Source organism: Nocardioides sp. T2.26MG-1 (assembly GCF_950101795.1).
Taxonomy (GTDB): domain Bacteria; phylum Actinomycetota; class Actinomycetes; order Propionibacteriales; family Nocardioidaceae; genus Nocardioides.
Genome location: NZ_CATNLZ010000001.1, coordinates 608,751 through 632,685, shown reverse-complemented (window position 1 = coordinate 632,685; position 23,935 = coordinate 608,751). Strand labels below are relative to the sequence as shown.

At 71.8% G+C, this 23,935-nt stretch carries 23 protein-coding genes; 15 read left to right on the top strand and 8 right to left on the bottom strand.

Annotated elements, in window-relative coordinates; translation table 11 throughout:
- Positions 1 to 19 precede the first annotated feature (19 nt).
- Genes QQZ14_RS03120 through QQZ14_RS03100 form a run of 5 tightly spaced genes read right to left on the bottom strand, consistent with a single transcriptional unit; the run spans position 20 to position 5,061 of the window.
- Complete coding sequence (locus QQZ14_RS03120) at positions 20 to 1,168, bottom strand: FAD-dependent monooxygenase (protein WP_284532705.1); 1,149 nt, start codon at positions 1,166 to 1,168, stop codon at positions 20 to 22.
- 9 nt (positions 1,169 to 1,177) lie between these two features.
- Positions 1,178 to 2,149, bottom strand: a complete 972-nt coding sequence (locus tag QQZ14_RS03115) for an alpha/beta hydrolase (RefSeq protein WP_284532704.1) — start codon at positions 2,147 to 2,149, stop codon at positions 1,178 to 1,180.
- On the bottom strand, positions 2,146 to 2,940 hold the full coding sequence (locus QQZ14_RS03110; protein ID WP_284532703.1) for an ATP-binding cassette domain-containing protein: 795 nt from the start codon (positions 2,938 to 2,940) through the stop codon (positions 2,146 to 2,148). Before QQZ14_RS03110 ends, QQZ14_RS03115 begins: the two co-directional genes overlap by 4 nt.
- 4 nt (positions 2,941 to 2,944) lie before the next feature.
- A complete protein-coding gene (locus QQZ14_RS03105; RefSeq protein ID WP_284532702.1) occupies positions 2,945 to 4,045 on the bottom strand; it encodes an ABC transporter permease in 1,101 nt (366 codons plus the stop codon).
- 5 nt (positions 4,046 to 4,050) lie between these two features.
- On the bottom strand, positions 4,051 to 5,061 hold the full coding sequence (locus QQZ14_RS03100; protein WP_284532701.1) for a sugar ABC transporter substrate-binding protein: 1,011 nt from the start codon (positions 5,059 to 5,061) through the stop codon (positions 4,051 to 4,053).
- 214 nt (positions 5,062 to 5,275) lie between these two features.
- Between QQZ14_RS03100 and QQZ14_RS03095 the strand changes: the two genes are divergently transcribed.
- The 9 genes from QQZ14_RS03095 to QQZ14_RS03055 all read left to right on the top strand — a co-directional run bounded on the left by QQZ14_RS03095 (position 5,276) and on the right by QQZ14_RS03055 (position 12,455).
- Positions 5,276 to 5,566: a putative quinol monooxygenase gene (locus tag QQZ14_RS03095; protein ID WP_284532700.1), complete on the top strand. Its 291-nt coding sequence runs from the start codon at positions 5,276 to 5,278 to the stop codon at positions 5,564 to 5,566.
- A gap of 5 nt (positions 5,567 to 5,571) precedes the next feature.
- Entirely contained in the window at positions 5,572 to 6,570 is a 999-nt protein-coding gene (locus QQZ14_RS03090; RefSeq protein ID WP_284532699.1) for a fumarylacetoacetate hydrolase family protein, read from the top strand.
- Entirely contained in the window at positions 6,567 to 7,919 is a 1,353-nt protein-coding gene (locus QQZ14_RS03085) for an aldehyde dehydrogenase family protein (protein ID WP_284532698.1), read from the top strand. The genes QQZ14_RS03090 and QQZ14_RS03085 overlap by 4 nt, the downstream gene beginning before the upstream one ends.
- Before the next feature lie 68 nt (positions 7,920 to 7,987).
- Entirely contained in the window at positions 7,988 to 8,404 is a 417-nt protein-coding gene (locus QQZ14_RS03080; RefSeq protein WP_284532696.1) for a VOC family protein, read from the top strand.
- Position 8,405: 1 nt separating this feature from the next.
- Entirely contained in the window at positions 8,406 to 9,200 is a 795-nt protein-coding gene (locus tag QQZ14_RS03075; RefSeq protein ID WP_284532695.1) for an SDR family NAD(P)-dependent oxidoreductase, read from the top strand.
- A gap of 16 nt (positions 9,201 to 9,216) precedes the next feature.
- A complete protein-coding gene (locus QQZ14_RS03070) occupies positions 9,217 to 10,164 on the top strand; it encodes a VOC family protein (RefSeq protein WP_284532694.1) in 948 nt (315 codons plus the stop codon).
- A 113-nt stretch (positions 10,165 to 10,277) separates the two neighbouring features.
- Positions 10,278 to 10,997, top strand: a complete 720-nt coding sequence (locus QQZ14_RS03065; protein ID WP_284532693.1) for an SDR family NAD(P)-dependent oxidoreductase — start codon at positions 10,278 to 10,280, stop codon at positions 10,995 to 10,997.
- Positions 10,994 to 11,857 (top strand): fumarylacetoacetate hydrolase family protein, encoded by an 864-nt coding sequence (locus QQZ14_RS03060; RefSeq protein ID WP_284532692.1) that lies wholly within the window; start codon positions 10,994 to 10,996, stop codon positions 11,855 to 11,857. Before QQZ14_RS03065 ends, QQZ14_RS03060 begins: the two co-directional genes overlap by 4 nt.
- 226 nt (positions 11,858 to 12,083) lie before the next feature.
- Entirely contained in the window at positions 12,084 to 12,455 is a 372-nt protein-coding gene (locus QQZ14_RS03055) for a VOC family protein (protein WP_284532691.1), read from the top strand.
- On the opposite strand, the gene QQZ14_RS03050 is transcribed toward QQZ14_RS03055, so the two are convergent.
- Positions 12,442 to 13,683: a glycoside hydrolase family 1 protein gene (locus QQZ14_RS03050; protein WP_284532690.1), complete on the bottom strand. Its 1,242-nt coding sequence runs from the start codon at positions 13,681 to 13,683 to the stop codon at positions 12,442 to 12,444. The two genes, QQZ14_RS03055 and QQZ14_RS03050, sit on opposite strands and share 14 nt — an antisense overlap.
- Positions 13,684 to 13,794: 111 nt before the next feature.
- On the opposite strand from QQZ14_RS03050, the gene QQZ14_RS03045 reads away from it, so the two are divergent.
- Positions 13,795 to 14,955 (top strand): alpha/beta hydrolase family protein, encoded by a 1,161-nt coding sequence (locus tag QQZ14_RS03045; RefSeq protein ID WP_284532689.1) that lies wholly within the window; start codon positions 13,795 to 13,797, stop codon positions 14,953 to 14,955.
- A gap of 305 nt (positions 14,956 to 15,260) precedes the next feature.
- Here the strand turns inward: QQZ14_RS03045 and QQZ14_RS03040 are convergent, their stop codons facing one another.
- The gene (locus tag QQZ14_RS03040; protein WP_284532688.1) at positions 15,261 to 16,880 is read right to left on the bottom strand and encodes an FMN-binding glutamate synthase family protein; all 1,620 of its coding nucleotides are present in this window, start codon (positions 16,878 to 16,880) and stop codon (positions 15,261 to 15,263) included.
- Between the two features lie 136 nt (positions 16,881 to 17,016).
- Between QQZ14_RS03040 and QQZ14_RS03035 the strand changes: the two genes are divergently transcribed.
- Positions 17,017 to 17,841 carry a class II aldolase/adducin family protein gene (locus QQZ14_RS03035; protein ID WP_284532687.1) on the top strand — a complete coding sequence of 275 codons (825 nt, stop codon included), beginning with the start codon at positions 17,017 to 17,019 and terminating at the stop codon, positions 17,839 to 17,841.
- A gap of 4 nt (positions 17,842 to 17,845) precedes the next feature.
- Here the strand turns inward: QQZ14_RS03035 and QQZ14_RS03030 are convergent, their stop codons facing one another.
- Positions 17,846 to 18,877, bottom strand: a complete 1,032-nt coding sequence (locus QQZ14_RS03030; protein WP_284532686.1) for a LacI family DNA-binding transcriptional regulator — start codon at positions 18,875 to 18,877, stop codon at positions 17,846 to 17,848.
- A 202-nt stretch (positions 18,878 to 19,079) separates the two neighbouring features.
- Between QQZ14_RS03030 and QQZ14_RS03025 the strand changes: the two genes are divergently transcribed.
- From QQZ14_RS03025 to rhaS, 4 genes are read left to right on the top strand one after another with little or no spacing between them, the layout of a single operon-like run.
- The gene (locus QQZ14_RS03025) at positions 19,080 to 20,627 is read left to right on the top strand and encodes a sugar ABC transporter ATP-binding protein (RefSeq protein ID WP_284532685.1); all 1,548 of its coding nucleotides are present in this window, start codon (positions 19,080 to 19,082) and stop codon (positions 20,625 to 20,627) included.
- Positions 20,624 to 21,658 carry an ABC transporter permease gene (locus QQZ14_RS03020; protein WP_284532684.1) on the top strand — a complete coding sequence of 345 codons (1,035 nt, stop codon included), beginning with the start codon at positions 20,624 to 20,626 and terminating at the stop codon, positions 21,656 to 21,658. The genes QQZ14_RS03025 and QQZ14_RS03020 overlap by 4 nt, the downstream gene beginning before the upstream one ends.
- Positions 21,655 to 22,737 (top strand): ABC transporter permease, encoded by a 1,083-nt coding sequence (locus tag QQZ14_RS03015; RefSeq protein WP_284532683.1) that lies wholly within the window; start codon positions 21,655 to 21,657, stop codon positions 22,735 to 22,737. Before QQZ14_RS03020 ends, QQZ14_RS03015 begins: the two co-directional genes overlap by 4 nt.
- A 32-nt stretch (positions 22,738 to 22,769) precedes the next feature.
- A complete protein-coding gene (gene rhaS, locus QQZ14_RS03010) occupies positions 22,770 to 23,816 on the top strand; it encodes a rhamnose ABC transporter substrate-binding protein (RefSeq protein WP_284532682.1) in 1,047 nt (348 codons plus the stop codon).
- Positions 23,817 to 23,935 lie beyond the last annotated feature (119 nt).

Here is a 23,935-nt window from a genome sequence, read left to right as displayed (position 1 = left end):
GAAGAACTCCGTGGGGTGTTCATGCCGGCTCCACCAGGGCGTGCAGGGTCTGGCCCATGATCCGGCCCGGGTCGGCGCCGGGGGTGTCCGGGTGGATCTCCCAGTCGGCCAGGGTCAGGCTGTTGTCGAGCACCATCTTGACCCGGGGGAAGCGGCGCGCCATGAACGCCGGCAGCACCTCCTCGACGCTCGCGTGCTCGCCGCTGGTGAGCATCTCCGCCAGGACGACGGCATCCTCCGCGCACATCGCCGCGCCCTGGGCGATCAGGGGCGGGCAGGCGTGGGCGGCGTCGCCGATGATGATCGACCGGCCCCGGTGCCACGGGGAGTCGACGCAGATCGACTCGATCCACTGGTAGTTCACGACCGCGTCCTCGGCCAGGCTGTCCCGGACGTCGCCCCAGGTGCCGCCGTACCCCTGGCCGCGCTCCTTGAGCACCGCGCCGTTGGGGCCCTCGCCGACGAACGAGCGGTCGAGGTTCTCCTCGAGCAGGAACGCGTAGCAGAGGTCCTCGGAGATCGGGGTGTAGCCGGCCTTGTACTTCGGGCCGCCGTAGTAGAGCTCGGAGCAGTCCATCTCGGGCGGCCTCTTCGCGACCGTGCGCCAGATGCCCATGCCGACCGGGCGCGGCTCGGCGTCGATGCCGATCATGCCGCGCACCTTGGAGCGGATCCCGTCGGCGCCGACGAGCAGGTCGACGGTCTCGGTGGTGCCGTCGGAGAGCGTGACGACGACCGAGCCGCCCCGGTCGTCGATCGCGGTGAGCGTGGTGCCGAGCCGTACGTCGACCCCGGCGGCCACGACCTCCTCGGCGAGGATGTCGGCGATGTCGCCCCGGACCGCACCCATCGTGCCGGGCAGGTCGGGGCCACCCATCGGTGGCGTCGGGATCTCGGCGATCACGTGGCCGTCGGCCGTCCGCAGCCGGAGATGGCTGAACGGGTAGCCGCGTTCGGCGAGCCGGTCGTAGATGCCGACGGAGCGGAACGCCTTGAGTGCGTTGCCCTGCAGCGTGATGCCGTGCCCGACGCCGCCGAGGCTCGCGCGCAGGTCGACGAGCACGACCTCGACGCCCCGCTGGGCCAGGGCGAGCGAGAGCACGCCGCCGGTGATGCCGCCGCCGACGACGAGGACGCGGTCGACGACGGGGGCCGGGGACTCGGACATGGGGAACTCCTAGGACGCGGGGACGAGGGCCGGCGCCGCGACGACGTCGGCGATGAGCTGGAAGGCCGTGCCGACGGGCTCGACGTCGGCCGGCAGGTTGAGGAAGCCGTGCATGACGCCGGGCACGACGTGCCGCCGCAGCGGGACGTCGGCCTCGGTGAGCTGCCGGGCGAACGGATCCTCGGAGCCGCGGAGGTCGTCGCCCTCGGCGTCGACCATGAGCACCGGGCACAGGTGGGTGAGGTCGGCCAGCGCCGGCATCGCGTAGCCGTCGGCGGTCTCGGGCGGGCCGCCGAGGTAGTTGGCGGTGATGCCGGCGGTGCCCTCGGCGGTGAACCGCAGCATGGCCGGCACCTGCGTGAGCAGCGCATCGACCTCGGGCGGCACCGACGGCAGCACGGGGTGGAAGACGCCGTACGCCGCCACGAGCACGGCCGGCAGCCAGCCGTCCTCGTCGCGGGCCCGGAGCACGGCACCGGTGGCGAGGTTGGCGCCGGCGCTGGCCCCGCCGACCGCGATGCGCTGCGGGTCGACGCCGAGCCCGGCGGCCCGGTCGCGGACCGACCGGACCACGGCGACGACGTCGTCGAGCGGCACGGGGTAGTGGACGCCCCCGACCGCGAGCCGGTAGTCGACGCTCACCACGACCGCACCCGCGCGGGCGCAGACCTCGCGCGCGGTCCGGTCGGCCTCCGGCATGTCGAGGTCGCCGCCGACGAAGGCGCCGCCGTGCATCCACACCAGGCACGGCCGTCCGTCCTGCTCGCCGTCCGCGGGCGAGTAGACGCGCACCGGCACGGGACCGTGCGGCCCGTCGACCGCGTCGTCGCGTGCCGGCACGTCGGGCGGCGGCGTCGCGTCGCGCCACTGCATGAACGCGTGGAACCGCTCCTCGAGCGCCGGGTCGCCCATCAGCTGCTCGAAGGAGTCGATGCCCTCGAGCAGCGGGAACCGCTCGACGTACGACGGGTGGAGGGTCACGAGGCCGCCTCGGCGAACATCGACGCGCGCGAGCCGGTGATCCAGCCGACGACGTGGTCGCGGTCGGCGCCGGCGGTCGGCAGGTCGGCGACCTTGCGGCCGCGGTTGAGGATGACCAGGCGGTCGGTGACCTCGTAGCAGAGCGGGAGGTCGTGGGTGACGACGACGATCGCGATGCCCTGGTCCGCCATCCGGCGGATCAGCGCCTCGACCTGGCGGGTCTGCTCGTAGCCCAGGGCGGCGGTCGGCTCGTCGAGCAGCAGGATGCCCCGCGACTCCCCGCTGACCCGGATCGCGCTGCGGGCGAGCGCGACGACCTGGCGCTGGCCGCCGGAGAGCATCTCGACCGGCCGGGTCATCGGCGCGGTGCGGACACCCAGCCGGTCGAGCTCCAGCTCCGAGCTGCGCCGCATCGCCTTGCGGTCGATGAAGCCCAGCCACCCAAGCGGCCCCTTGCGGAGGGTCTCCTGCCCGAGGTTGAGGTTGATCGCGATGTCCTGCGGCTCGACCAGGGACAGGTCCTGGTACACCATCTGGACGCCCGCGTCCGCGGCGTCGCTGGGCGCGTGGAACGCGTGCTCCCGGCCGTGGACCCGGATCGTGCCGTGCGAGGGCCGGTGCGCGCCGGACATCACCTTGAGGAGCGTCGACTTGCCGGCGCCGTTGTCGCCGAGCAGCCCGACGACCTCGCCCGGCATCACGTGGAAGTCGATGTCGTCGAGCGCGCGCACGAAGCCGTAGTGCATCTCGATGCCCGACAGCTCCAGCGCGGGGGTGGCGGTGGTGCTCATGTCCTCAGACCTTCCTCTGGTGGACGGAGAGGTTGGCGGCCATCAGCCGCTCCGACACGCTCGCCTGGATGACCCGCTCGATGAGCAGCGAGGCGAGCAGCAGTGCACCCGTGCAGACGGTGGCCCAGTAGGGCTGCACGCCGCGGATCGTCAGGCCGTTGCTGATCGTGGCCAGGATCAGCGCGCCGACCAGGACGCGCGGCAGGCTGCCGCGTCCTCCGGTCAGCGCGACCCCGGCGAGGGCGACCGCGGTGAGCGCGCTGAAGATGATCTGCGGGCTCGCGTTCGGGTTCGCCTCGGTCACCACCGCGGTGCTCACCAGGCCGCCGAGCGCGGCCAGCACGCCGGAGATCACGAAGCCGAGCACGGTGTAGCGGTCGGCGTGGATGCCCGCGCGGCGTACCGCCTCGGCGTTGCCGCCCACGGCCATCAGCCGGATGCCCTCGCGGGTGCGGGTCAGGAAGACCGTGCCCACGACGAACACCCCGGCCACGATGAACACCGGCGCGGGGATGCCGGAGAACGAGTCGCCCGCGCGCAGGTACCGGTGGGTGCCCATGAACTCGAGCTGGGTGAGCCCGGGGAACGTGTAGCCGCCGGCGATGACCGCGGCCAGGCCGGAGAGCACCGAGAGGGTGCCGATCGTGACGATGATCGGGTTGAACCCGCGGATCGTGATCAGGCCGTTCACCACCCCGACCGCGACGCCCGTGCCGAGGCCGGCGGCCAGCCCGAGCCAGGTCGGGTGGCCGTGGGTGAGCACCCAGCCGCACACGCAGCTCGCGACCGCGGCGGTGCCCGGGAGGGAGAGGTCGAGGACGCCGGTCATGATGCCGATGCCGACCCCGGCCGCGAAGAGCGCGGTGAGCGCGGCGGCGTTGGCGATGAGCAGGGCGTTGTCGACCTTGAAGAAGTACGGCGAGCACCAGAACGCGAAGGCCACGATGAGCAGCCCCCAGAGCACGAAGATGCCGCGGTCGCGCAGGAACACCAGCACGGAGACCGCGCGGGGCATGTCCTGGTCGGCAGGGGTCGGCGCGGGGGGCGGCCCGGCGGGGGTGGTCCCGCCGGGTCCGGCCACGGTCGCCTCGGAGTTGGTGGTCACCGTGCTCAACTTCCGGCCTTGACGACCTTCTGCGGGGTGGTCAGCTGCTGGCCCTCGGCCGTCGGGTCCTCGAGCATCTGGGTGAGGGTCGCGACGTTCTGGGCCATGTCGTCGGCGAACTGGAGGGCGACGACCGCGTAGATGTCACCGCTCTCGACGGCGGCGAGGGCCTCGTCGTTGCCGCCGGTCTCGGTGATGCACGGCAGGTCCTTGCCGGCGGCCTTGAAGGCGCCGATGGTGCCGAGCGCGCCCTCGTCGTTCTGGGCGAAGACCGCGGTGATGTCGGGGTTGCCCTGCAGGGCGTTGCCCACGTCGGTCTGCGCGGCCTGGCGGTCGCTGACGGTGATGGTGGAGACGATCTCGGCGCCAGGAGCGGTCTCGGAGAGGTACTTCTTGACCGCGCTCTCGTACTCCTCCTTGCCGGCCGTGCCCGGTGCGGCCTCGGCGAAGAGGACCTTGGCCTTGCCGTCGTGCTGCTCGTTGATGCAGTTGCCGAGCTCGGTGCCGGCGGCCTCGCCCTCGGCCGCGTAGTCGATCGACGAGAACGAGATGCCGGCCTGCAGGCCGTCGAGGCCGTAGGCCTCGGGCGTCCCGTTGACGACCATCGGGACGCCCTTCTCCTGGGCCACCGGGATCAGCGAGGCGGCCGCCTCGGGAGCGACCATGATCGCCCAGACGGCGTCCGCCTTGCCGGACTCGATCGCGGTCCGCAGGTCGGTGACCTGCTTCTGCGGGTCGAGGTTGGGGTCCTGGATGACGACGTCGTAGCCCTGCTCCCCGGCGAAGGCCTTGATGCCGTCGGAGAGCTGCTGCATCGCGGGGATCTTCAGCGCGAGCGGCGAGAACACGAGCGTCTTGGAGTCCGATCCCGAGTCGGAGCTGGAGCTGCTGTCGGCACCGGCGGCCGGCGTCGTGTCGCTGCCGCAGCCGGCGAGCAACCCGAGGCTGCTGATGGCCAGGACGGCGAGCACGGCGGTGCCCCTCGCGGTGGCCGACGAGTTGGATCTGGACGTCATGGAGATCTCCTGGTCCTCGGCGCGGCCCGGTCCGGCCGCTGTGTGGTCGGTCACAGGAAAGCCCCGGGTCCGGGCGACCCGGAACCCCGATCGGCGTGATGCCAGCCATAGCCGCCAGTGCTTTCTCTGGTGCTCCGCGACCGACCTAGCGTGAGATCGCCGTCACGCGAACCGCGGTCGGCTCTCGCACCTGTGAACCCTCTGAGGAGCCCCCATGGCCTACGTCGTCAGCGCCGTCTGGACCGCCCAGCCCGGTCAGGAGGGCGTGGTGCTCGACGCCATCGCGAAGCTCACGCCGCCGTCTCGGGAGGAGCCCGGCAACCGCTTCTACCAGGCCTACCAGGACCCAGCGGAGCCGCTGGTCTTCCGGCTCTTCGAGATCTACGACGACGAGGACGCCTACGCCGCCCACGGGGCGTCGCCGCACTTCCAGGAGTTCGCCCTGGAGCAGGCGATCCCGGTGCTGGCGAACCGCGAGCGCGCCTTCTTCCAGACGATCGGCTGACGAACGTGCGCGTGGCCGCCTTCCGGCTCGCCGACGACCCCGACGGCTCCCGCCGCGTCGGGCTGGTCCTCGGCGACGGCTCCGCCGACGCCGGAGGATGGTGGATCCACCCGTTCGACGAGGGCACCGACCTGGTCGAGCTGCTCGCGGCGGACGGGGCCGTGCGGGAGGCCGCCGCCGACGCGGCCGCGCAGGTCGACGGGCTGCGGCCCGACGAGGTGGTGCTACTGCCGCCGGTCTACCCGGTCGCGATGCGCGACTTCCTCACGTTCGAGGCCCACGTCGACGGCATGGAGCGCGGGCACGGCAACCCGGGCCCGCCCGAGGAGTGGTACGACGCGCCGGTCTTCCTGTTCATGGCGCCGCACGCCGTGACCGGGGCCCACGACCCGGTCCCGATGCCCCCCGACACCGAGCGGCTCGACTTCGAGCTCGAGGTCGCCGCGATCGTGTGCCGCGACGTGCGCAACGTGACCCCGGAGGAGGCCCGGTCCGCCATCGGTGGCTACTGCGTGATGAACGACTGGTCGGCGCGCGACGTGCAGGGCAAGGAGATGCGGCTCAAGCTCGGCCCGTCGAAGGGCAAGGACTTCGCGACCACCATCGGGCCCTGGGTGGTGACCGCCGACGAGCTCGACGACCGCCGCGACGCCGACGGGTTCCTCGACCTGGAGATGATCGTCAAGGTCAACGACGAGCCGGTCGGTGCGGACCGCTCCGGCCACATGGGCTGGTCGTTCGAGCAGCTGGTCTCGCACGCGTCGCGGGCGTCGTGGGTCAAGGCCGGCGAGGTGCTCGCCTCGGGCACCTGCTCGACCGGCTCGCTCGCCGAGTCCTGGGGCCGCAACGGCGCGCTGGTGCCGCCGCCGCTCCAGGTGGGCGACGTCGTCGAGATGACCGTCGAGCGGCTCGGCACGATCCGCAACGAGGTCGCGCCCGCGGAGGAGTCGGTCGATCCGGTCGCGCCGGCCCGGCGGCGTACGCGCCTGGAGGCCTCGGCGTGAGCGCGCCCACCGTCACCACGCGCAGCCCCGCGACCGGCGAGATGCTCGCGACGTACCTCGCCCACGACGAGGCCGCCGTCGAGGCCGCACTGGCGGCGACGTACGCCGCCTCCGAGCTGTGGCGCGGCACCCCGCTCGAGGATCGGCTCGCCCTGCTGCGTGGCGCCGGCAAGCTGCTGACCGAGCGTCGCGAGGAGTACGCGGCGCTGATCACCGCCGAGATGGGCAAGCCGCTCGTCGAGGCGCTCGGCGAGGTCGACAAGTGCGCCTGGAACTGCGAGGTCGTCGCCGACCTCGCCCCCGGGTGGCTCGCCGACCACCCCGTCGCGTCCGGCGCCTCCCGGTCCTGGCTGGCCTACGAGCCGCTCGGCGTGGTGTTCGCGGTGATGCCGTGGAACTTCCCGTTCTGGCAGGTGCTCCGCTTCGCCTGCGCCGCTCTCGCGGCCGGCAACGCCGCACTGCTCAAGCACAGCCCCGACGTGACCGGGTGCGCGCTCGCCGTCGAGAGCCTCTTCGCCGACGCCGGCGCGCCCGCCGGGCTGTTCCGCTCGCTAGTGGTTGCCGCCGAGGACGTCCCGGAGGTGAGCCGGCGGGTCGTCGAGGACCCCCGGGTCGCCGCTGTGACGCTCACCGGCAGCGAGCGCGCGGGCGCCTCGATCGCCGCCGTCGCCGGCGCGGCCGTCAAGAAGACCGTGCTCGAGCTCGGCGGCTCCGACCCGTTCGTGGTGCTCGCCGACGCCGACGTCGCCGCGGCGGCCGCCACCGCGGTGCGCTCCCGGTTCGCCAACACCGGCCAGAGCTGCGTGTGCGCCAAGCGGTTCATCGTGCACGACGCCGTCGCCGAGGAGTTCCTGGAGCGCTTCGTCGACCAGCTCGCCCTCCTCGAGATCGCACCCCTGGCGCGCGAGGACCTGCGGGACGCCGTCCTGCGGCAGATCGAGGAGACCGTCGCTCAGGGCGCCCGGCTCGTCACCGGCGGGAGCGCCATCGACGGCCCGGGCTGGTACCTCGAGCCGACCGTGCTCGCCGACGTCGAGCCCGGCATGACGGCGTTCGACGAGGAGACGTTCGGCCCGGTCGCCACCATCACCCGGGCCCGCGACGACGACCACGCGGTCGAGCTCGCCAACGCCACGACGTTCGGACTGGGGGCCTCGGTGTGGGGCGAGGCCCCCCACGCACTCGACGTCGGGCGGCGGATCCGCTCCGGTGCGCTGTTCGTCAACGCGATGGTTGCCTCCGACCCCCGGCTGCCCTTCGGCGGCACCGGCCGCAGCGGCTACGGCCGGGAGCTGTCCGCCGAGGGCGTCCGCGAGTTCACCAACGTCCGCACGGTGTACGTCGCATGAACCACCCCACGAGGTCGCGCGCCTCCTCCGCTTCGCTCCCCCAGCGCACGACTCCGCGGGGACCCCGGATGAGGCTCGACCACGTGGGCCTCAACGTCGCGGACCTCGACGCGATGACGGACTGGTACCGCTCGGCGCTCGACCTGGCGGTGGAGTTCGAGTTCGCGCTCGACCACGTCGACCTCCGCGGCGCGATGCTGCGCTCCGCCGACGGCTGGCGGCTCGAGCTGCTCACCCGCGCGGGCAACCTGGCCGGCCTCCAGGCCGACAGCCCCGTCGAGGCCGCCCTCACCCGCGGCTTCGGGCACCTGGCCCTCGACGTCCCCGACGTGGACGCGGCGTACGACGCGCTCGTCGCCGCGGGCGCCACCGACCGGATGTCGCCGCGGCCCTCGCCCGAGCCCGGGGTCCGGATGGCCTACGTCGCCGACCCCGAGGGCAACCTCGTCGAGCTGCTCGACCGCACCGGTGGACTCGGTGGTTGAGGTGCGAGCGGAGCGAGCCTCGGAACCCGGGCTGCTGGCGGGCAAGATCGCGCTGATCACCGGCGTCGGAGGCGGCATTGGCGTCACCGCGGCGCGCCGGTTCGCCGCCGAGGGCGCCCGGGTCGTGGGCTGCGACCTCGACGAGGACGGCGCGGCCTCGACCGAGGAGCTGGTGCGCGCCGAGGGCGGCGAGATCACCGTGTTCGGTGGGGTCGACCTCGGGGACGCCGACGCGGCGTGCGCGTGGGTCGACGCCGCGGTCGCGACGTACGGCGGCATCGACGTGCTCTACAACAACGCCTCGACCCAGCGCTTCGCGCCGATCGAGGAGCTGTCGGTGGAGGACTGGGACTTCACGATGCGCAACGAGCTCGACCTCGTCTTCTACACGGTCAAGGCCGCGTGGCCGCACTTCAAGGCACATGGCGGCGGGTCGATCGTCAACGTCGGCTCGATCGCGGCGCTGCGGGGTGTGGAGTTCATGGCGCAGAACGCGCACAGCACGGCCAAGGGCGGCGTGATCGCGCTGACCCTTCAGCTGGTCGTCGAGGGCGGACCGCACGGCATCCGCGCCAACGTGATCAGCCCGGGCATGACCGAGACCCCCAACACCGCATCGCTGCTGGCCGACCCGCCCGAGCGGATGAGGCGGGTCGTGCTGGACCGGATCCCGCTCGGCCGGCCCGGCCGGCCGGAGGACGTCGTCAACGCCGCGGTCTTCCTCGCCTCCGACGAGTCGGCGTGGATCAGCGGCACCAACATCGTGGTCGACGGCGGCGCGTCCGTCCTCGGCTGAGAACTAGGGAGAGAACATGAGCCACCTCAACGAGCACGGCATCACCCACCTGCGCCACGTCGACCTCGCGGTCACCGACTACGAGACCCAGCGCTCGTTCTACAAGGACACCTGGGGCCTCACCGAGACCGGCACCGACGGCAAGCTGTCCTACCTGGCGGCCGAGGGCTCGCCCGAGCAGTATGTGATCCGGCTCCGCCAGGCCGACGACAAGCGGCTCGACCTGATCTCGTTCGGCTCCGAGAGCGTCGAGACCGTCGACGCGCTCGCCGCCCGGCTCGGCACCCAGGGTGTGCAGCTCGTCAGCGAGCCCGACCGGCTGCAGACCGCCGGCGGCGGCTACGGGTTCCGGTTCTTCGACATCGACGGCCGCACCATCGAGATCAGCACCGACGTCGAGACCCGGCAGCACCGGGCGATCGAGGAGGGCGAGGCGATCCCGGTGCGCATCTCACACGCGGTGATGAACAGCAACGACATCAACCGCACCCGCGACTTCTACGCCGACGTGCTCGGCTTCAAGCTCTCCGACTCGCTCTGGGGCGCGCACATGGGCGAGATGATGCACTTCATGCGGTGCAACGACTGGCACCACAGCCTGGCGATCGCGAAGGGCCCGCACACCTCGGTGCACCACGTGTCGTTCGAGATGCGCGGGCTCGACGAGTACATGCGCGGCACCGGCCGGGTGATGCGCGCCGGGATCAAGAAGATCTGGGGTCCCGGCCGGCACAACGCCGGCAACAACACGTTCTCCTACTTCCTCGACCCCTCCGGCAACACCATGGAGTACACGACCGAGCTCGAGAAGATCGAGACCGACCCGTGGCACCCGTCGGTCTACGACATCGCCGACCCGATGACCCAGGACGTGTGGGGCACCGCCGACCCGATGTCGGAGATCATCGCCCGCGACTCCTTCAACGACCCCGACAAGGGCGTCTTCGTTGCCCCGCCGGTCTGAGCCGACCCGCTGGTTGAGGTGCGAGGGCCGCCAGGCCTGAGCCGACCCGCTGGTTGAGGTGCGAGGGCCGCCAGGCCTGAGCCTCGAAACCACCCGACATCGAGCAGGAGCAGATGGATCTCACCGACAAGGTCGTCGTCGTCACCGGCGCCGCGCGCGGCCAGGGCGCCGCGGAGGTGGAGGCGCTGGCAGCGGCCGGCGCCACCGTGGTCGCGACCGACGTCCTGCCCTTCGCCGGGCGCCACCTGGACGTGACGTCCGCGGCGGACTGGGCCACGCTGGCGGCCGACCTGGACGCCGAGTACGGCCGCGTCGACGCCCTGGTCAACAACGCCGGTGTCGCCGCCCGCGAGCGGCTGCCGGACGTCACCCTGGAGACCTGGCAGCGCACATTCGACATCAACGTCACGGGGCCGTTGCTCGGCATCCAGGCCCTCGCGCCGTTGATGCCGCCGGGCTCCTCGATCGTCAACATCTGCTCGGTCGCCGCGATGTCCGGCCACGCGGCCGCGGCGTACACCGCCTCGAAGTGGGCGCTGCGCGGGCTCACCCGCTCGGCTTCGCTCGAGCTCGGGTCGCGGGGCATCCGGGTCAACGCGGTGATGCCCGGGCTGATCGACACCCCCCTGATGGCGTCGGCGTCGCCGGCGTTCACCGTGGCGGCGCTGGCCGAGATCCCGCTCGGGCGGGTGGGGACGCCGGCGGACATCGCGCCGACGATCGTGTTCCTCGTCTCCGACGACGCGGCGTACTACAACGGCGCCGAGATCGTCGTCGACGGCGGGCTCACCGCCCACGTGTCGCACAAGCGGATCGCGGACGCGACCCGGTGAGGCTCGCGACGCTGCCGCAGGGCGCGGTCGTGCTGTCCGGCGACGGCGCCCACCTGCTGCCGATGCCGCTGGGCGAGCTGGTCGGCCTCGGCCTCGAGCGCGCCCTCGAGGTCGGTGCGGCGGCGCTGCGCACCGCCCCGGTGCCGTACGCCGAGTCCGACCTGCTGCTGCCCTACCGGCCGACCTCGGTGCGCGACTTCGTGACGTTCGAGAGCCACGTCGAGGGCGTGCGGCGCAGCGTCGACCACGCGACCGGCGTCCCGGAGGCGTGGTACGACGCGCCCACGTTCTACTTCACCAACCCGCACGCGCTCTACGGCCCCGGCGCCGCGATCCCGCGTCCGGCGTCGTGCCGCGCGCTGGACTTCGAGCTCGAGGTCGGGGTCGTGCTGGGGGCGGGTGGCTCGTCGCTGTCGGTGGCCGAGGCCGAGGCCGCGGCGTTCGGCTACACGATCGTCAACGACTGGTCGGCCCGCGACCTGCAGGCCCGGGAGATGCAGGTCGGGCTCGGCCCGGCCAAGGGCAAGGACTTCGCGACGTCCATCGGGCCCTGGATCGTCACCGCGGACGAGCTGCCCTCGCTCGACCTCGACTGCCGGGTCGCGGTCAACGACGTCCAGGTCGGCCAGGACCGGCTCTCCCACATGCACTGGTCGTTCGCCGAGATGATCGCCTACGCCTCGCGCGACTCCGTGGTCGTCCCCGGCGACCTGCTTGCCTCCGGCACCACCGGCGGGGGTGGCTGCCTCGCCGAGCTTTGGGGCCGCCGCGGCGTCCAGGACCCGCCGCCGCTCGAGCCCGGTGACGTGGTCACGATCGAGGTCGAGGGGATCGGCGTGCTGGTCGGGTCGGTCGCCTGACCGGAGCGCCGGTCAGCCGGGCAGTGGGACCTCGCCGCGGATGTCACCCAGGCCGCGGGCGGGGCCACGAGGAGGCGGCCCTGCGCTCGAGGCTGGGTCGCGCCAGGCGCTCGTCGAGGGTCGTCCCGTCCCCGCCGCCCACCCTCCCACCCGGGCCTGGCCGAGACCGGGCACTCGTCGTCGATAGAGGTCAGGACCTGACCTGATCAGCACCTAGCGTCGCGGCATGGACTACAGGATCGAGCTCATCCCCCTGGCCGTCGCCGACGTCGACCGGGCCCGGGACTTCTACGGCACGGCGCTCGGCTGGAGCGTCGACCACGACCGCACCGTGTCGCCGGAGCTGCGGTTCGTGCAGGTGACCCCTCCCGGCTCCGCCTGCTCGATCTGCTTCGGCACCGGGCTCGAGATGATGCCCACCGGCTCGTCGCAGTTCATCCAGGTCGTGGTGGCCGACGCCGACGCCGCCCTCGCCGAGCTGCGCCAGCGCGGCGTTGCGTGCGAGGGCGTCGACGAGCAGCCCTGGGGCCGGTTCGTGTACTTCCAGGACCCCGACGGCAACCGGTGGGCGCTGCAGGAGATCGTCAGGCCGGCGTGAACCGCTTCACCAGGTCGGCGTAGACGCCGGCGCTCGGCTTGGGTGTGCGCGCGAACGTCTCCCGGTCGACCTCGTGCAGGCCGAGCCGGTGGGCGTAGCCGAAGACCCACTCGAAGTTGTCGAGCAGCGTCCAGTGGAGGTAGCCGAGCACCGGCACGCCGTCGTCCATCACGGCGCGCAGGCCCGTGAGCGACGGCTCGAGGAACGCCGCACGCTGCGTGTCGTCATCGGTCGACATGCCGTGCTCCGTGACGAGCACCGGCACCCCCGCGACCGCGTGCGCGTAGCGGACCGCGCCCGCCAGGGACAGCGGCTCGATCGCCGAGCCCATCTGGTTGACCGGTGCGCCCGGCGGTGGCGGCACCGGGCCGGCGCCGTCGTATGCCACGCGCTCGTAGTTCTGCACACCGAGGAAGTCGTCCTCGCGTGCCAGCTCGAGCCAGCGCTGGTAGCACTCCGCGCGCTTGCGGTCCCGCACCGACGGGTCGTCGCCGTCGACCACGTCGTCCACGATCGCGAGGCTGAAGCCGACCGGCAGATCGGGCCGACGGGCTTTGATCACGGCCCGTGCGGCGAGGTGCCCCGCGGTCAGCCCGTCCTCCATCGCGTCGAGCTCCTCGGGCAGCACCACGTTCGCGAGGCGGTACGCCGCCACGCCGGCCTGCTCGCTCGCGGCGTCGAGCGTGGCGCGCTCGACCTGCCGGACGAAGTCGGGCAGGTCCAGCCAGGTCAGCACGTGCGGGAGGTTCGGCTCGTTGAGGGTGACGGCGTACGCGATCCGGTCGCCGAACCGCTCCATCAGCTGGTCGCAGTAGCGCGCGAACGCCTCCGGTGCCCCGGCATCGAGCCAGCTGCCGCGCTGCGCGAACCAGTGCGGTGCCGCGAAGTGGTTGAACGTGACGACCGGGGCGATGCCGCGTGCGACGCACTCGTCGACGAGGGCCTCGTAGTGGTCGAGCGCGTCCTCCGACCAGGTCCCCTCGGTCGGCTCGACGCGCGCCCACTCCACGGAGAAGCGGTACGCCGTGAGCCCCAGGCCGACCACCAGGTCGAGGTCGTCGCGCCAGCGGTTCCAGCTGTCGCACGCCTTGCCGGACGGCTCGCTGAAGACGCTGGGGGAGACGTGCTCGGCGAACCACGTGTCGCTGTCGACGTTGTCGCCCTCGATCTGGTGGCCGGCGCCGGCGGCGCCCCACAGGAAGTCGGCCGGGAACGTGAGGTCGGACATGCCCTCAAGGGAACCCGCGAGCGGCCGGTCGGGGAACGAGCGGTCTGCCGATACCTCCCATCACGAGGTGGCGGGTTCCGCGACCCTGTGACGCCCGGCACAGTGACCGGCATGTTCGAGTACTTCACGGGTCCCAAGTACGTCTGGAACCTCGGCGTGTGCGCGACGCTCAACAACGGCGGCGCCATCGACGAGGTGGACCGGGCCTGCCGCCCGGCCCGCGAGGCGGCGGACGTCAACTCGGGCAGCCGGATCTTCATGCAGTCGTGGAAGGCGGTCGCCGACCAGCTCGCCGACCAGGCCCGGGCCTCCGAGGCCGCCGGGCACCTGCGCACCGCCGGGCAGCAGTGGTACCGATCGGGGCTCTACGTCTGCCAGGCCGAGCGGATGCTGAGCAACACCGACCCGGGGCGCCGGGCGTTCTACCAGCAGGCGCTCGACGCGTTCGCGAAGGTCTTCGAGATCGCCGACCCGGCCACCACCCGGGTCGAGGTGCCGTTCGAGGGCACCACGCTGCCGGCGTACTTCTCCGACGCGAGCCGGGACGGCGAGCCCGTGCCGTGCGTGATCATGTGGAACGGCCTGGACTCCACCAAGGAGCACATGTACACGTCCGGGTGGCCGCAGGAGATGCGCGCCCGGGGGATCTCGGTGCTCATGGTCGACTGTCCCGGGTCGGGTGAGGCGCTGCGCGTGCAGGACCTCAAGGCCCGCATCGAGACCGAGGGCTGGGCGACCGCCTGCGTGGACTACCTCGAGACCCGCTCCGACGTCGACGCCGATCGGATCGGTCTCGCCGCCTGGTCGCTTGGGGGCTACTACGCGCCGCGCGCGGCGGCGTTCGAGAAGCGGATCAAGCTGGTCGCGGTCTGGGGCGCCAACCACAACTGGGGCGAGGTGCAGAAGCGCCGGCTCCAGCGCGAGGGCGAGAACCCGGTGCCGCACTACTGGGAGCACGTGCTGTGGGTGTGGGGGTTCGACGACGTCGAGAAGTTCATCGAGTACGCCGAGGGCATCCACCTCGACGGCGTCGTCGACCAGATCACCTGCCCGTTCCTCATCGCCCACGGCGAGAACGACCGGCAGATCCCGGTGGCGTACGCCCACCGCTCCTACGACCAGGCGGTCCACAGCCCGAAGCGCGAGCTGCGGGTCTTCACCGTCGAGGAGGGTGCGGCCGAGCACGTGGGGCTCGACCACATGCCGCACATCAACGCGTTCGTCGCGGACTGGGTCGACGACACGTTCGCGGAGCTGCTCGGGGGGTCGTAGCGGTCAGACGTCGACCGACCCCGGTCCCGCCTCCGCCGGTGTGCTCGGCGCGTCGCCGGTGAATCGAGGCTGAGGCCATCCGAAGGGTCCCCGGGTCAGGTCCCGGCCACGTGCCACGGGTCCGTGCACCCGCAGCGCATGGCCGTGGCTGGGGCGCCGTGCGACGGCGGTGCTGGGCATTGCGGGCGCAGGCCCCACAGGCGATCGATCCAGGACAGCCTGGCGACCTTCGCCGAGTGTCCGCACCGGGAACACGTGTCCATCTGCTCACGGTAGACCCTGGGGCTCGCCCGCGCCGGTCGGACCTACGTCGACTCGGTGCCGCCCCTTCCGGCGTGCTCGGTGCCCTGCTCGCCCTCCTCGGCGGTCTCCGGCGGGCCCTCGGTGCGAGTCTCCTCCTCTTCGGTCACCTCCATGATCGCCGTGATCTGCAGCTGGTCCACGGCCGAGGGGAACCCCCACCCAGGCTCGTAGCCGTAGACCTCGTCCAGCAGCGCGCCGCTGCTGAGGTTGTCGATGATCTCGACGTCGTGCGGCCCGATCAGCCCGGGGTGCTCGACCCCGCAGGTCTCGGCGACCTTCAGCAGGTCGCGGCGCAGGGTCCTGACGTAGTTCGCCACGCGGTCGGCCTTCTCCAGCGGGTCGAGCCCGTGGGCGAGCCAGGGGTGCTGGGTCGCGACGCCCGTCGGGCACTCGCCGGTGTGGCACTTCTGCGCCTGCACGCAGCCGACGGCCAGCATCGCCTCGCGGCCCACGTTGACCATGTCCACGCCGAGGGCGAAGGCCACGACGGCGTTGTCGGGCAGGCCGAGCTTGCCGGAGCCGATGAACACCACGTCCTCGTGGAGGCCGCGGCGGGCGAACTCGGCGTACACGCGCGAGAAGCCGAGCCGGAACGGCAGCGAGACCGCGTCGGTGAAGATCAGCGGCGAGGCGCCGGTGCCGCCCTCGCCGCCGTCGATCGTCACGAAGTCGACGCCGCGGTCACCCGACGCCATCGCCTCGGTGAGGTCGGACCAGAACGCCAGGTCGCCGACGGCGGACTTGATGCCGACCGGCAGCCCGGTCTCGTCGGCGAGCAGCTCCACGAAGTCGAGCAGCGAGTCGACGTCGTCGAACTCCGCGTGCCGCGACGGGCTGAGGCAGTCGACCCCGGCCTGCACGCCGCGGGTCTCGGCGATCTCCTCCGACACCTTCGGACCGGGCAGCACGCCGCCGAGTCCGGGCTTGGCGCCCTGGCTGAGCTTGATCTCCAACGCCCGGATCGGCGCCTGCTGGACCAGCGCCTTGAGCTTGGGCAGACTGAACCGCCCGTCGTCGTCGCGGCAGCCGAAGTACGCCGTACCGATCTGGAAGATCAGGTCGGCCCCGTGGTGGTGGTACTTCGAGACCGCGCCCTCGCCGGTGTTGTGCAGGCAGCCGGTCTCGGCGGCACCGCGGTTGATCGCCTCGACGGCGTTGCCCGACAGCGAGCCGAAGCTCATGCCGGAGATGTTCACGACCGACTCGGGGCGGAAGGCGTGCCGTCGCCCGCGGGCCCCGCCGAGCACCTTGGCCGCCGGCAGGCGGGCCTCCTGGCCGACCGAGCCGTGGGTGGGGTAGGAGCGGCCGAACGTGCGGTGGTGGACGATCACGTTGCCAGAGCTGTGCTCGAGGTCGTTGTCGGTCCCGAAGCCGAAGTAGTTGTTCTGCAGCTTCGCCGAGGCGTAGACCCAGCGCCGCTGGTCGCGGCTGAACGGACGCTCCTCGTCGTTGCTCGCCACGATGTACTGCCGCAGCTCGGGCCCGATCGACTCGAGCCAGTAGCGCGCGTGCCCGATCACCGGGAAGTTGCGCAGGATCGCGTGCCGCTTCTGCAGCAGGTCGTGGGCCGCGACCGCGCCGAGCGCGGCGGCGGGGAGCGCGGCGAGCGTGGCTTTCCTCATGGGTGGGCGGTACCCACCTGGGCTCTGGGGACTCGGGACGGAGGTCCCGGCAGGTCGGGCGGTTGGCACCGGTCCGGCGCCGGCCCGCGCCGATAGGCTGTGAAACGATTCATTCGACGAACGGACGGAGTAGGACATGACCGACCCGAGCGCACGCCCGGACCTCGACGAGTTGCTCGGCGCGATGGGCGCCGCCGGCGCCCGGATCAGCGAGATCGACGCGAGCGAGGCTGGGGCGGGCAACATCTCGGTGCTGATGGGCTGGGAGGTCGACCTCGGCGAGCTGTTCCCGGAGACCGAGCCGCTGACCCTGCCGGTCGCCGCGCCCGCGCTCGCCGGGCACACCCTGCTGGTCACCGGCTCGGGGCGGCGGCTGCGACAGATCGCCGCGGACCCGCTCGCCAACGTGGGTGCGGTCACCGTCGGGGACGACGGCCACTCGGCGACGCTCCACCACCACCCGCGGCGGCTCTTCGAGCGGCTCACCAGCGAGTTCAACTCCCACCTTGGCGTCCACGACGACCAGGTCGCGCGGCGCGGCATCGACTTCCAGGCGGTGGTCCACGCTCAGCCGCCGCACCTGACCTACCTCAGCCACCTGGCCGGCTACCGCGACACCCGCATGTTCAACCGCCGGATCCTGCGGTGGGAGCCGGAGACCGTCGTCAGCCTGGCCGCGGGTGTCGGTGTGCTGCCGTTCCTGGTGCCCGGGTCGGCCGAGATGATGGCCGCCAACGTCGCCGGGCTGCGCGACCACGAGATCGTGCTGTGGTCCAAGCACGGCGTGATGTCCCGCTCCGACATCTCGGTCACCCGTGCGGTCGACCGCGTCGAGTACGCCGAGACCGGCGCGCGCTACGAGTACATGGACCTGGTCGCCGGCGGGCGCGGCGAGGGCCTCTCCGACGAGGAGCTGCGCCGGGTCGCGGACGAGTTCGGCGTGGAGACGACCTGGATCTGACCGGTCACCCCAAGGTCGACGCCCGCGCGACGAGCTCGGGCTGGAACACCACCTGCTGGTGCTCGTGCTCGGGGTTGCCGGACTCGTCGAGCACGAGCTCGGCCGCCATCCGGCCGAGCTCGTGCCGGGGCTGGCGAACGGACGTCAGCGGCACGGCCGCGGCCTCGGCGAAGTCGATGTCGTCGTAGCCGACGATCGCCAGGTCGTCGGGGATCCGCCACCCACTCCTGATCGCCTGCTGGAGCAGGCCCAGGGCGACCAGGTCGTTGGCGCAGAACGCCGCGGTCGGGCGGCGCCGGGCAGTGAGTCCGGCGATCCGCGCTCCGGCGGAGCGACCCTCGGCCACGGTCAGCGCCGAGGAGGACACCACGAGCAGGTCCTTCCCGGGAAGGCCGGCCTCGGCCCACGCCTTGCGGGCGCCGTCGAGGCGGTCGCGGACCTGGCCGATGGTGGGCGGGCCGCCCACGAAGGCGACGCGCCGGTGTCCGCGATCGATCAGGTGCTCGACCGCCAGCCGACCGCCGAGGACGTCGTCGACGGCGACCGAGCACAGCGCCTGCTCGCGGCGGACCCGGTCGACGACGACCACGGGCGTGCCACGCTGCGCGAGAGCCACCAGGGATGCGGCGTCGGGATCGACCGGGGTCACCAGGATGCCCTGGACCCGCTGCTGCTCCAGGTGCGTGAGGTAGGACGCCTCCCGCTCGATCCGGCTGTCGCTGTTGCAGAGGAACAGCGCGAGCCCGGCGGCCTCGGCCGCCAGCTCGATGCCCGCAGCGACGTCGGTGAAGAACGGGTTGCCGGCGTCGAGCATCACGTAGGCGAGCGTGTGGCTGCGCCCGGCGCGCAGCTGGCGCGCCGACTCGTTGCGCACGAAGCCCAGCTCGGCCATCGCCTGCTCGACGCGCCGGCGCGTGGCGTCGCTGACGCGGTCGGGACGGTTGAGCACGTTCGAGACGGTGCCGAGCGAGACGCCCGCCGCGGCGGCCACGTCCTTCACCGAGGCGCTACGAGGCGTTCCGGGGCCGACCGTCACGGGTGTCCTCCTCGCCGCGGTTGTCCGCAGTCTGTCTGAAACGTTCAAGGCCTCCTGATGGGTGCCCGCCACGCGCATCCGAGGCTCGTGTCCCAGATGTTACCGGTGAATTTCGGGGAGGGTATTGACGTCTGTGACGGCAGCCACATAGGTTGTCGCGCATTGAGTTGAAACCTTTCAATCCGACCTGGAAGGGGCGCTGATGCCCGGTCCCACGAAGCGGCCCCCGGTGCTGGTGCTGCGTGACGTGGCCAAGTCGTTCGGGCCCGTGGTCGCACTCCGTTCCGGCAGTCTGTCGGTCGACGCGGGGTCGATCCATGGCCTGGTCGGCGAGAACGGTGCCGGCAAGTCGACGCTGGTCAAGATCGTCGCCGGCGTGCATCGCCGCGACAGCGGCACCTTCGAGCTGGACGGTGCCGCCGTCGACTTCGGATCGACCGCCGACTCCAAGGCCGCCGGCGTCGCCGTGATCTACCAGGAGCCGACGCTCTTCCCGGACCTGTCGGTCACAGAGAACATCTTCATGGGCCGCCAGCCGCTGGGCCGCGGCCGGCGCATCGACCGGGCCGCGATGCGCACCGAGGCAGAGAGCCTGTTCCGTCGCCTCGGTGTGATGATCGATCCACGCCGGCCGGCGCGAGGACTGTCGATCGCCGATCAGCAGATCATCGAGATCGCCAAGGCCATCTCGCTCGACGCAAGAGTCCTGGTGATGGACGAGCCGACGGCCGCGCTCAGCGGGGTCGAGGTCGACCGGCTCTTCGCGGTTGCTCGCAGCCTGCGGGACGAGGGTCGCGCGCTGGTCTTCATCTCCCACCGGTTCGACGAGGTGTTCGACCTGTGCGACACGGTCACCGTGATGCGCGACGGCGACTACGTCTCCACTGACGCAACTGCCGACACCTCGGTCGAGCAGATCGTGGCGCGCATGGTCGGCCGCGAGGTGTCCGACCTGTTCCCGAAGGTCGACGCGACCGTGGGCGACGTGGTCCTCGAGGTCGAGGGCCTGACGTCGGTCGGCACGTTCCACGACGTCACCTTCTCCGTCCGAGCCGGAGAGATCGTCGGTCTTGCCGGCCTCGTCGGTGCCGGGCGCAGCGAGATCGCCCGCGCCGTGTTCGGCGTCGATCGGTACGACGCGGGCCACGTCCGGATCGCCGGCCGCGACCTTCGCGCGCACAACCCGCGCGCCGCGATCCGGGCTGGGATCGGGTTCGTCCCCGAGGACCGCCGCAAGCAGGGCCTGGTCGTCGACAGCTCGGTCGCGCGCAACGTCGCCGGCGCCATCCGCGGAGGCCTCGCCCGGGCGGGCGTCCTCACCTCCAGAGCCGAGACCCGCGCCGCGGGTCCGTGGGCTGCCCGGTTGGAGGTCAAGACCAACGCGCTCGACATGACCGCCGCGACGATGTCGGGAGGGAACCAGCAGAAGGTCGTCCTGGCCAAGTGGCTCGCGACCAACCCTCGGCTGCTCATCGTCGATGAGCCCACACGCGGCATCGACGTCGGGACCAAGGCCGAGGTCCACCGCCTCCTCTCCGACCTGGCCGGCCAGGGCATGGCGATCCTGATGATCTCCTCCGAGCTCCCCGAGGTCCTGGGCATGGCCGACCGCGTCCTGGTCGTCCGCGAGGGGCGCATCACCGCGGAGCTCGACCGTGACTCCGCCACTCCCGAAGCCGTCATGCACGCCGCCACCGTCACCACGGTCCCGGCCGCGGGCGCCGACACCCGAACGGAGGTGACGGCATGAGCGACACCCTCCTGCTCGAGCCCAGCAGGGCCTCGACCATCCAGCGGGTCGTCGGCGGCGCCCTGCGCTCCCGCGAGATCGCGGTCGCCGCGGTGCTCGTGGCGGTCGTCGCGATCACCACGGCCAAGAGCCACGGCTTCCTGTTCGCCGGAGACAACTGGCGCGACCTCCTCGTCACGCCGTCCATCCTGATCCTGCTGGCCGTCGGCCAGACGGTCGTCATCGTCACCCGGAGCGTCGACCTGTCCGTCGGCTCGACCCTCGGGCTCACCGCGTACCTGACCGGCCGGCTCTTCCTCGACCACCCGGGCATCCCGATCGTCGCTGTGTTCCTCGCCGGCCTCGCGTTCGGCGCCGTGCTCGGCCTGGTCAACGGCGTGCTCGTCGCGTTCGGCAGGGTCCCGGCGCTCGTGATCACACTCGGCACGCTCTACATCTACCGGGGCATCTTCCTCACCTGGGCCGGCAGCGACCGGATCAACGCCTCCGACATGCCGCGCGGGTTCCTGAAGCTCGGCACCCAGTCGCTGCTCGGGATCCCGATCCTCACGATCATCGCGCTCGCCGTCCTCGGAGTCGTCGGCTACTACCTCTACACCGCACGCGGCGGTCGCGAGCTGTACGCCATCGGGTCCGACCCGGACGCCGCGAAGCTCTACGGCCTCAAGGTCACCCGGCGCGTCCTCTCGGCGTTCGTGCTCTCCGGGGCGCTCGCCGGTCTGGCCGGCGTCCTCTACACGGCGCGGTACGGCACGGTCAGCTCCGGCGCCGGCTACGGCATCGAGCTGCAGGCGGTCGGCGCCGCCGTCATCGGCGGGGTCGCGATCTTCGGCGGCAGCGGCACGGTCTGGGGCGCGGCGATCGGCGCGTTCCTGCTCATCACCATCAACCGGGCGCTCCCGGTCGTCGGCATCCAGGACTTCTGGCAGCGCGCCGTCGTCGGCGGGCTCATCATCGGCGCGGTCGTCCTCGACCGCCTCCTGACCGCACGGCAAGAACGCAAGCTCGTGGAAGCGAGGGACAAGCAGTGAGCGCCCCGACCGTGTCCCGACCGGACGCCGGACTCGCCCGCGTCTACCCCGCCCACGCGCGACCGCTGTGGCGCCGGGTGCTGCTGACCCGCGAGGTCGCGATGATCGCCCTGCTGGTCGTCGTCTACGAGTACTCGATGAACAACGTCGGGAACTTCGACGGACCGCTCACCCTCTACTACCTGTTCCTCGACACCGCGCCGATCCTGCTGATCGCCCTGCCGATGACGCTCGTGATCATCACCGGCGAGATCGACCTGTCGGTCGCCAGCGTGGTGGGGCTCAGCAGCGTGCTGGTCGGGGTCCTGCACCAGGATGCCGGCCTGTCGATCCCGGTCGCCGGTGCGATCGCGATCCTGGTCGGCGCCGTGTGCGGCGCCTTCAACGGCTTCCTCGTCGCGTACGTCGGACTCCCATCCCTCGCGGTCACCATCGGCACGCTGGCGCTCTATCGAGGCATCGCCGTCGGCATCCTCGGGACCACCGCCAAGACCGACTTCCCCGAGAAGTGGACGGACCTGGCGAAGAAGCGGATCTGGGAGGACCACCCCTACCCGACGATCCTCATCCCGTTCCTCGTGCTGCTGGTCGCGTTCGCGCTGCTGCTCCACTTCTCGCCGTTCGGGCGTGGGGTGTTCGAGATCGGGCTGAACGACGAGGCCGCGCACTTCACCGGCGTCAACGTCGAGCTCACCAAGCTGTGGCTGTTCGTCCTGGCGGGCGCGGTGTCCGCCTTCGCCGGCATCTACTACACACTCCGCTTCGGCAGCGCCCGTGGCGACAACGCCACCGGCCTGGAGCTCCAGGTCATCGCGGCCGTCCTGCTGGGCGGAGTCTCGATCTTCGGCGGGCGCGGCGCGCTGCACGGCGTCATCGCCGGCGTCCTCCTGATCGGGGTCCTCGCGAGCGCGATGCGCCTGGAGAACCAGACGGTCAACCTCATCAACATCGTCATCGGAGTGCTGCTCGTGCTCTCGGTGATCTCCACCAGCTTCCTCTCGTGGGCCTCGGGCCTGGCCACGAGAGGACGGGGCCTCGGTCCCCTGAGGCGCCGCAGTTCGGCCGCCGACCACAAGTGACACCCCGGGTAGCACCAGAGAGAGGCAATTCCATGAAGTTCAACCGACGACTCTCCGCCTTCGCGGCGGTGACCCTGGTCGCCAGTCTGGGCCTGACCGCCTGTGGCAGCGACAGTGACGGCGGCGGCTCCGACGCGGGCGGCGACACCGGCGGCTCAGGTGGCGGCGACATCTCGGTCACCTTCCTGCCCAAGAACCTCGGCAACCCCTACTTCGACACCAGCGACGCCGGCGGCAAGAAGGCGGTCGAGGAGTTCGGCGGCACCTTCGAGGAGGTCGGTCCCGACACGGCCACGCCGGACGCCCAGGTCCCGTTCATCAACACCGCCGCGCAGCAGGGCGTGAGCGCTCTGGTCGTCTCGGCGAACGACCCCGAGGCGATCTGCGACGCGCTCGACGAGGCGCGGTCCGCCGGCACCAAGATCGTCACCTTCGACTCGGACACCAACCCCGAGTGCCGCGACCTCTACATCAACCAGGCCACCGCGGACGGCATCGCCAAGGCGCAGATCGACCTGATCGCCGACCAGATCGGCGACGCCGGCGAGATCGCGATCCTGTCGGCCTCGGCCAACGCGACCAACCAGAACGCGTGGATCGACCTGATGGAGAAGGAGCTCTCGGCGAACCACCCCGACATCCAGCTCGTCGACACCGTCTACGGCGACGACGACGACCAGACGTCGTTCGACAAGACCGCGGCGCTCCTGCAGGCCCACCCGAACCTCAAGGGCATCATCTCGCCGACCACCGTCGGCATCGCGGCCGCCGCTCGCTACCTCTCGGCCTCGAAGTACAAGGGCAAGGTCGCGCTGACCGGGCTCGGCACCCCGAACCAGATGCGCGAGTACGTCAAGGACGGCACCGTCACCGCGTTCGCCCTGTGGAACCCGGGCGACCTGGGGTACCTGGCGGCGTACGCCGCCAAGGCACTCGCCGACGGCGACATCACCGGCGCGGAGGGTGACTCCTTCGAGGCCGGCGACCTCGGCACCTTCGAGGTCGACGCGGACGCGACCGTGCTCCTCGGCGACCCGTTCGTGTTCGACAAGTCCAACATCGACGACTTCGACTTCTGAGCGCCCGTCTCCCGGAGCTCGCTCCGGGAGACGGCCAAGCGCAAGGTCGAAGCCCTCCCGCGCTGCCGTCCGGCACCACTCCGTCCAGCCTCATGGGGCCGGACGGCAGCGCACCCCCC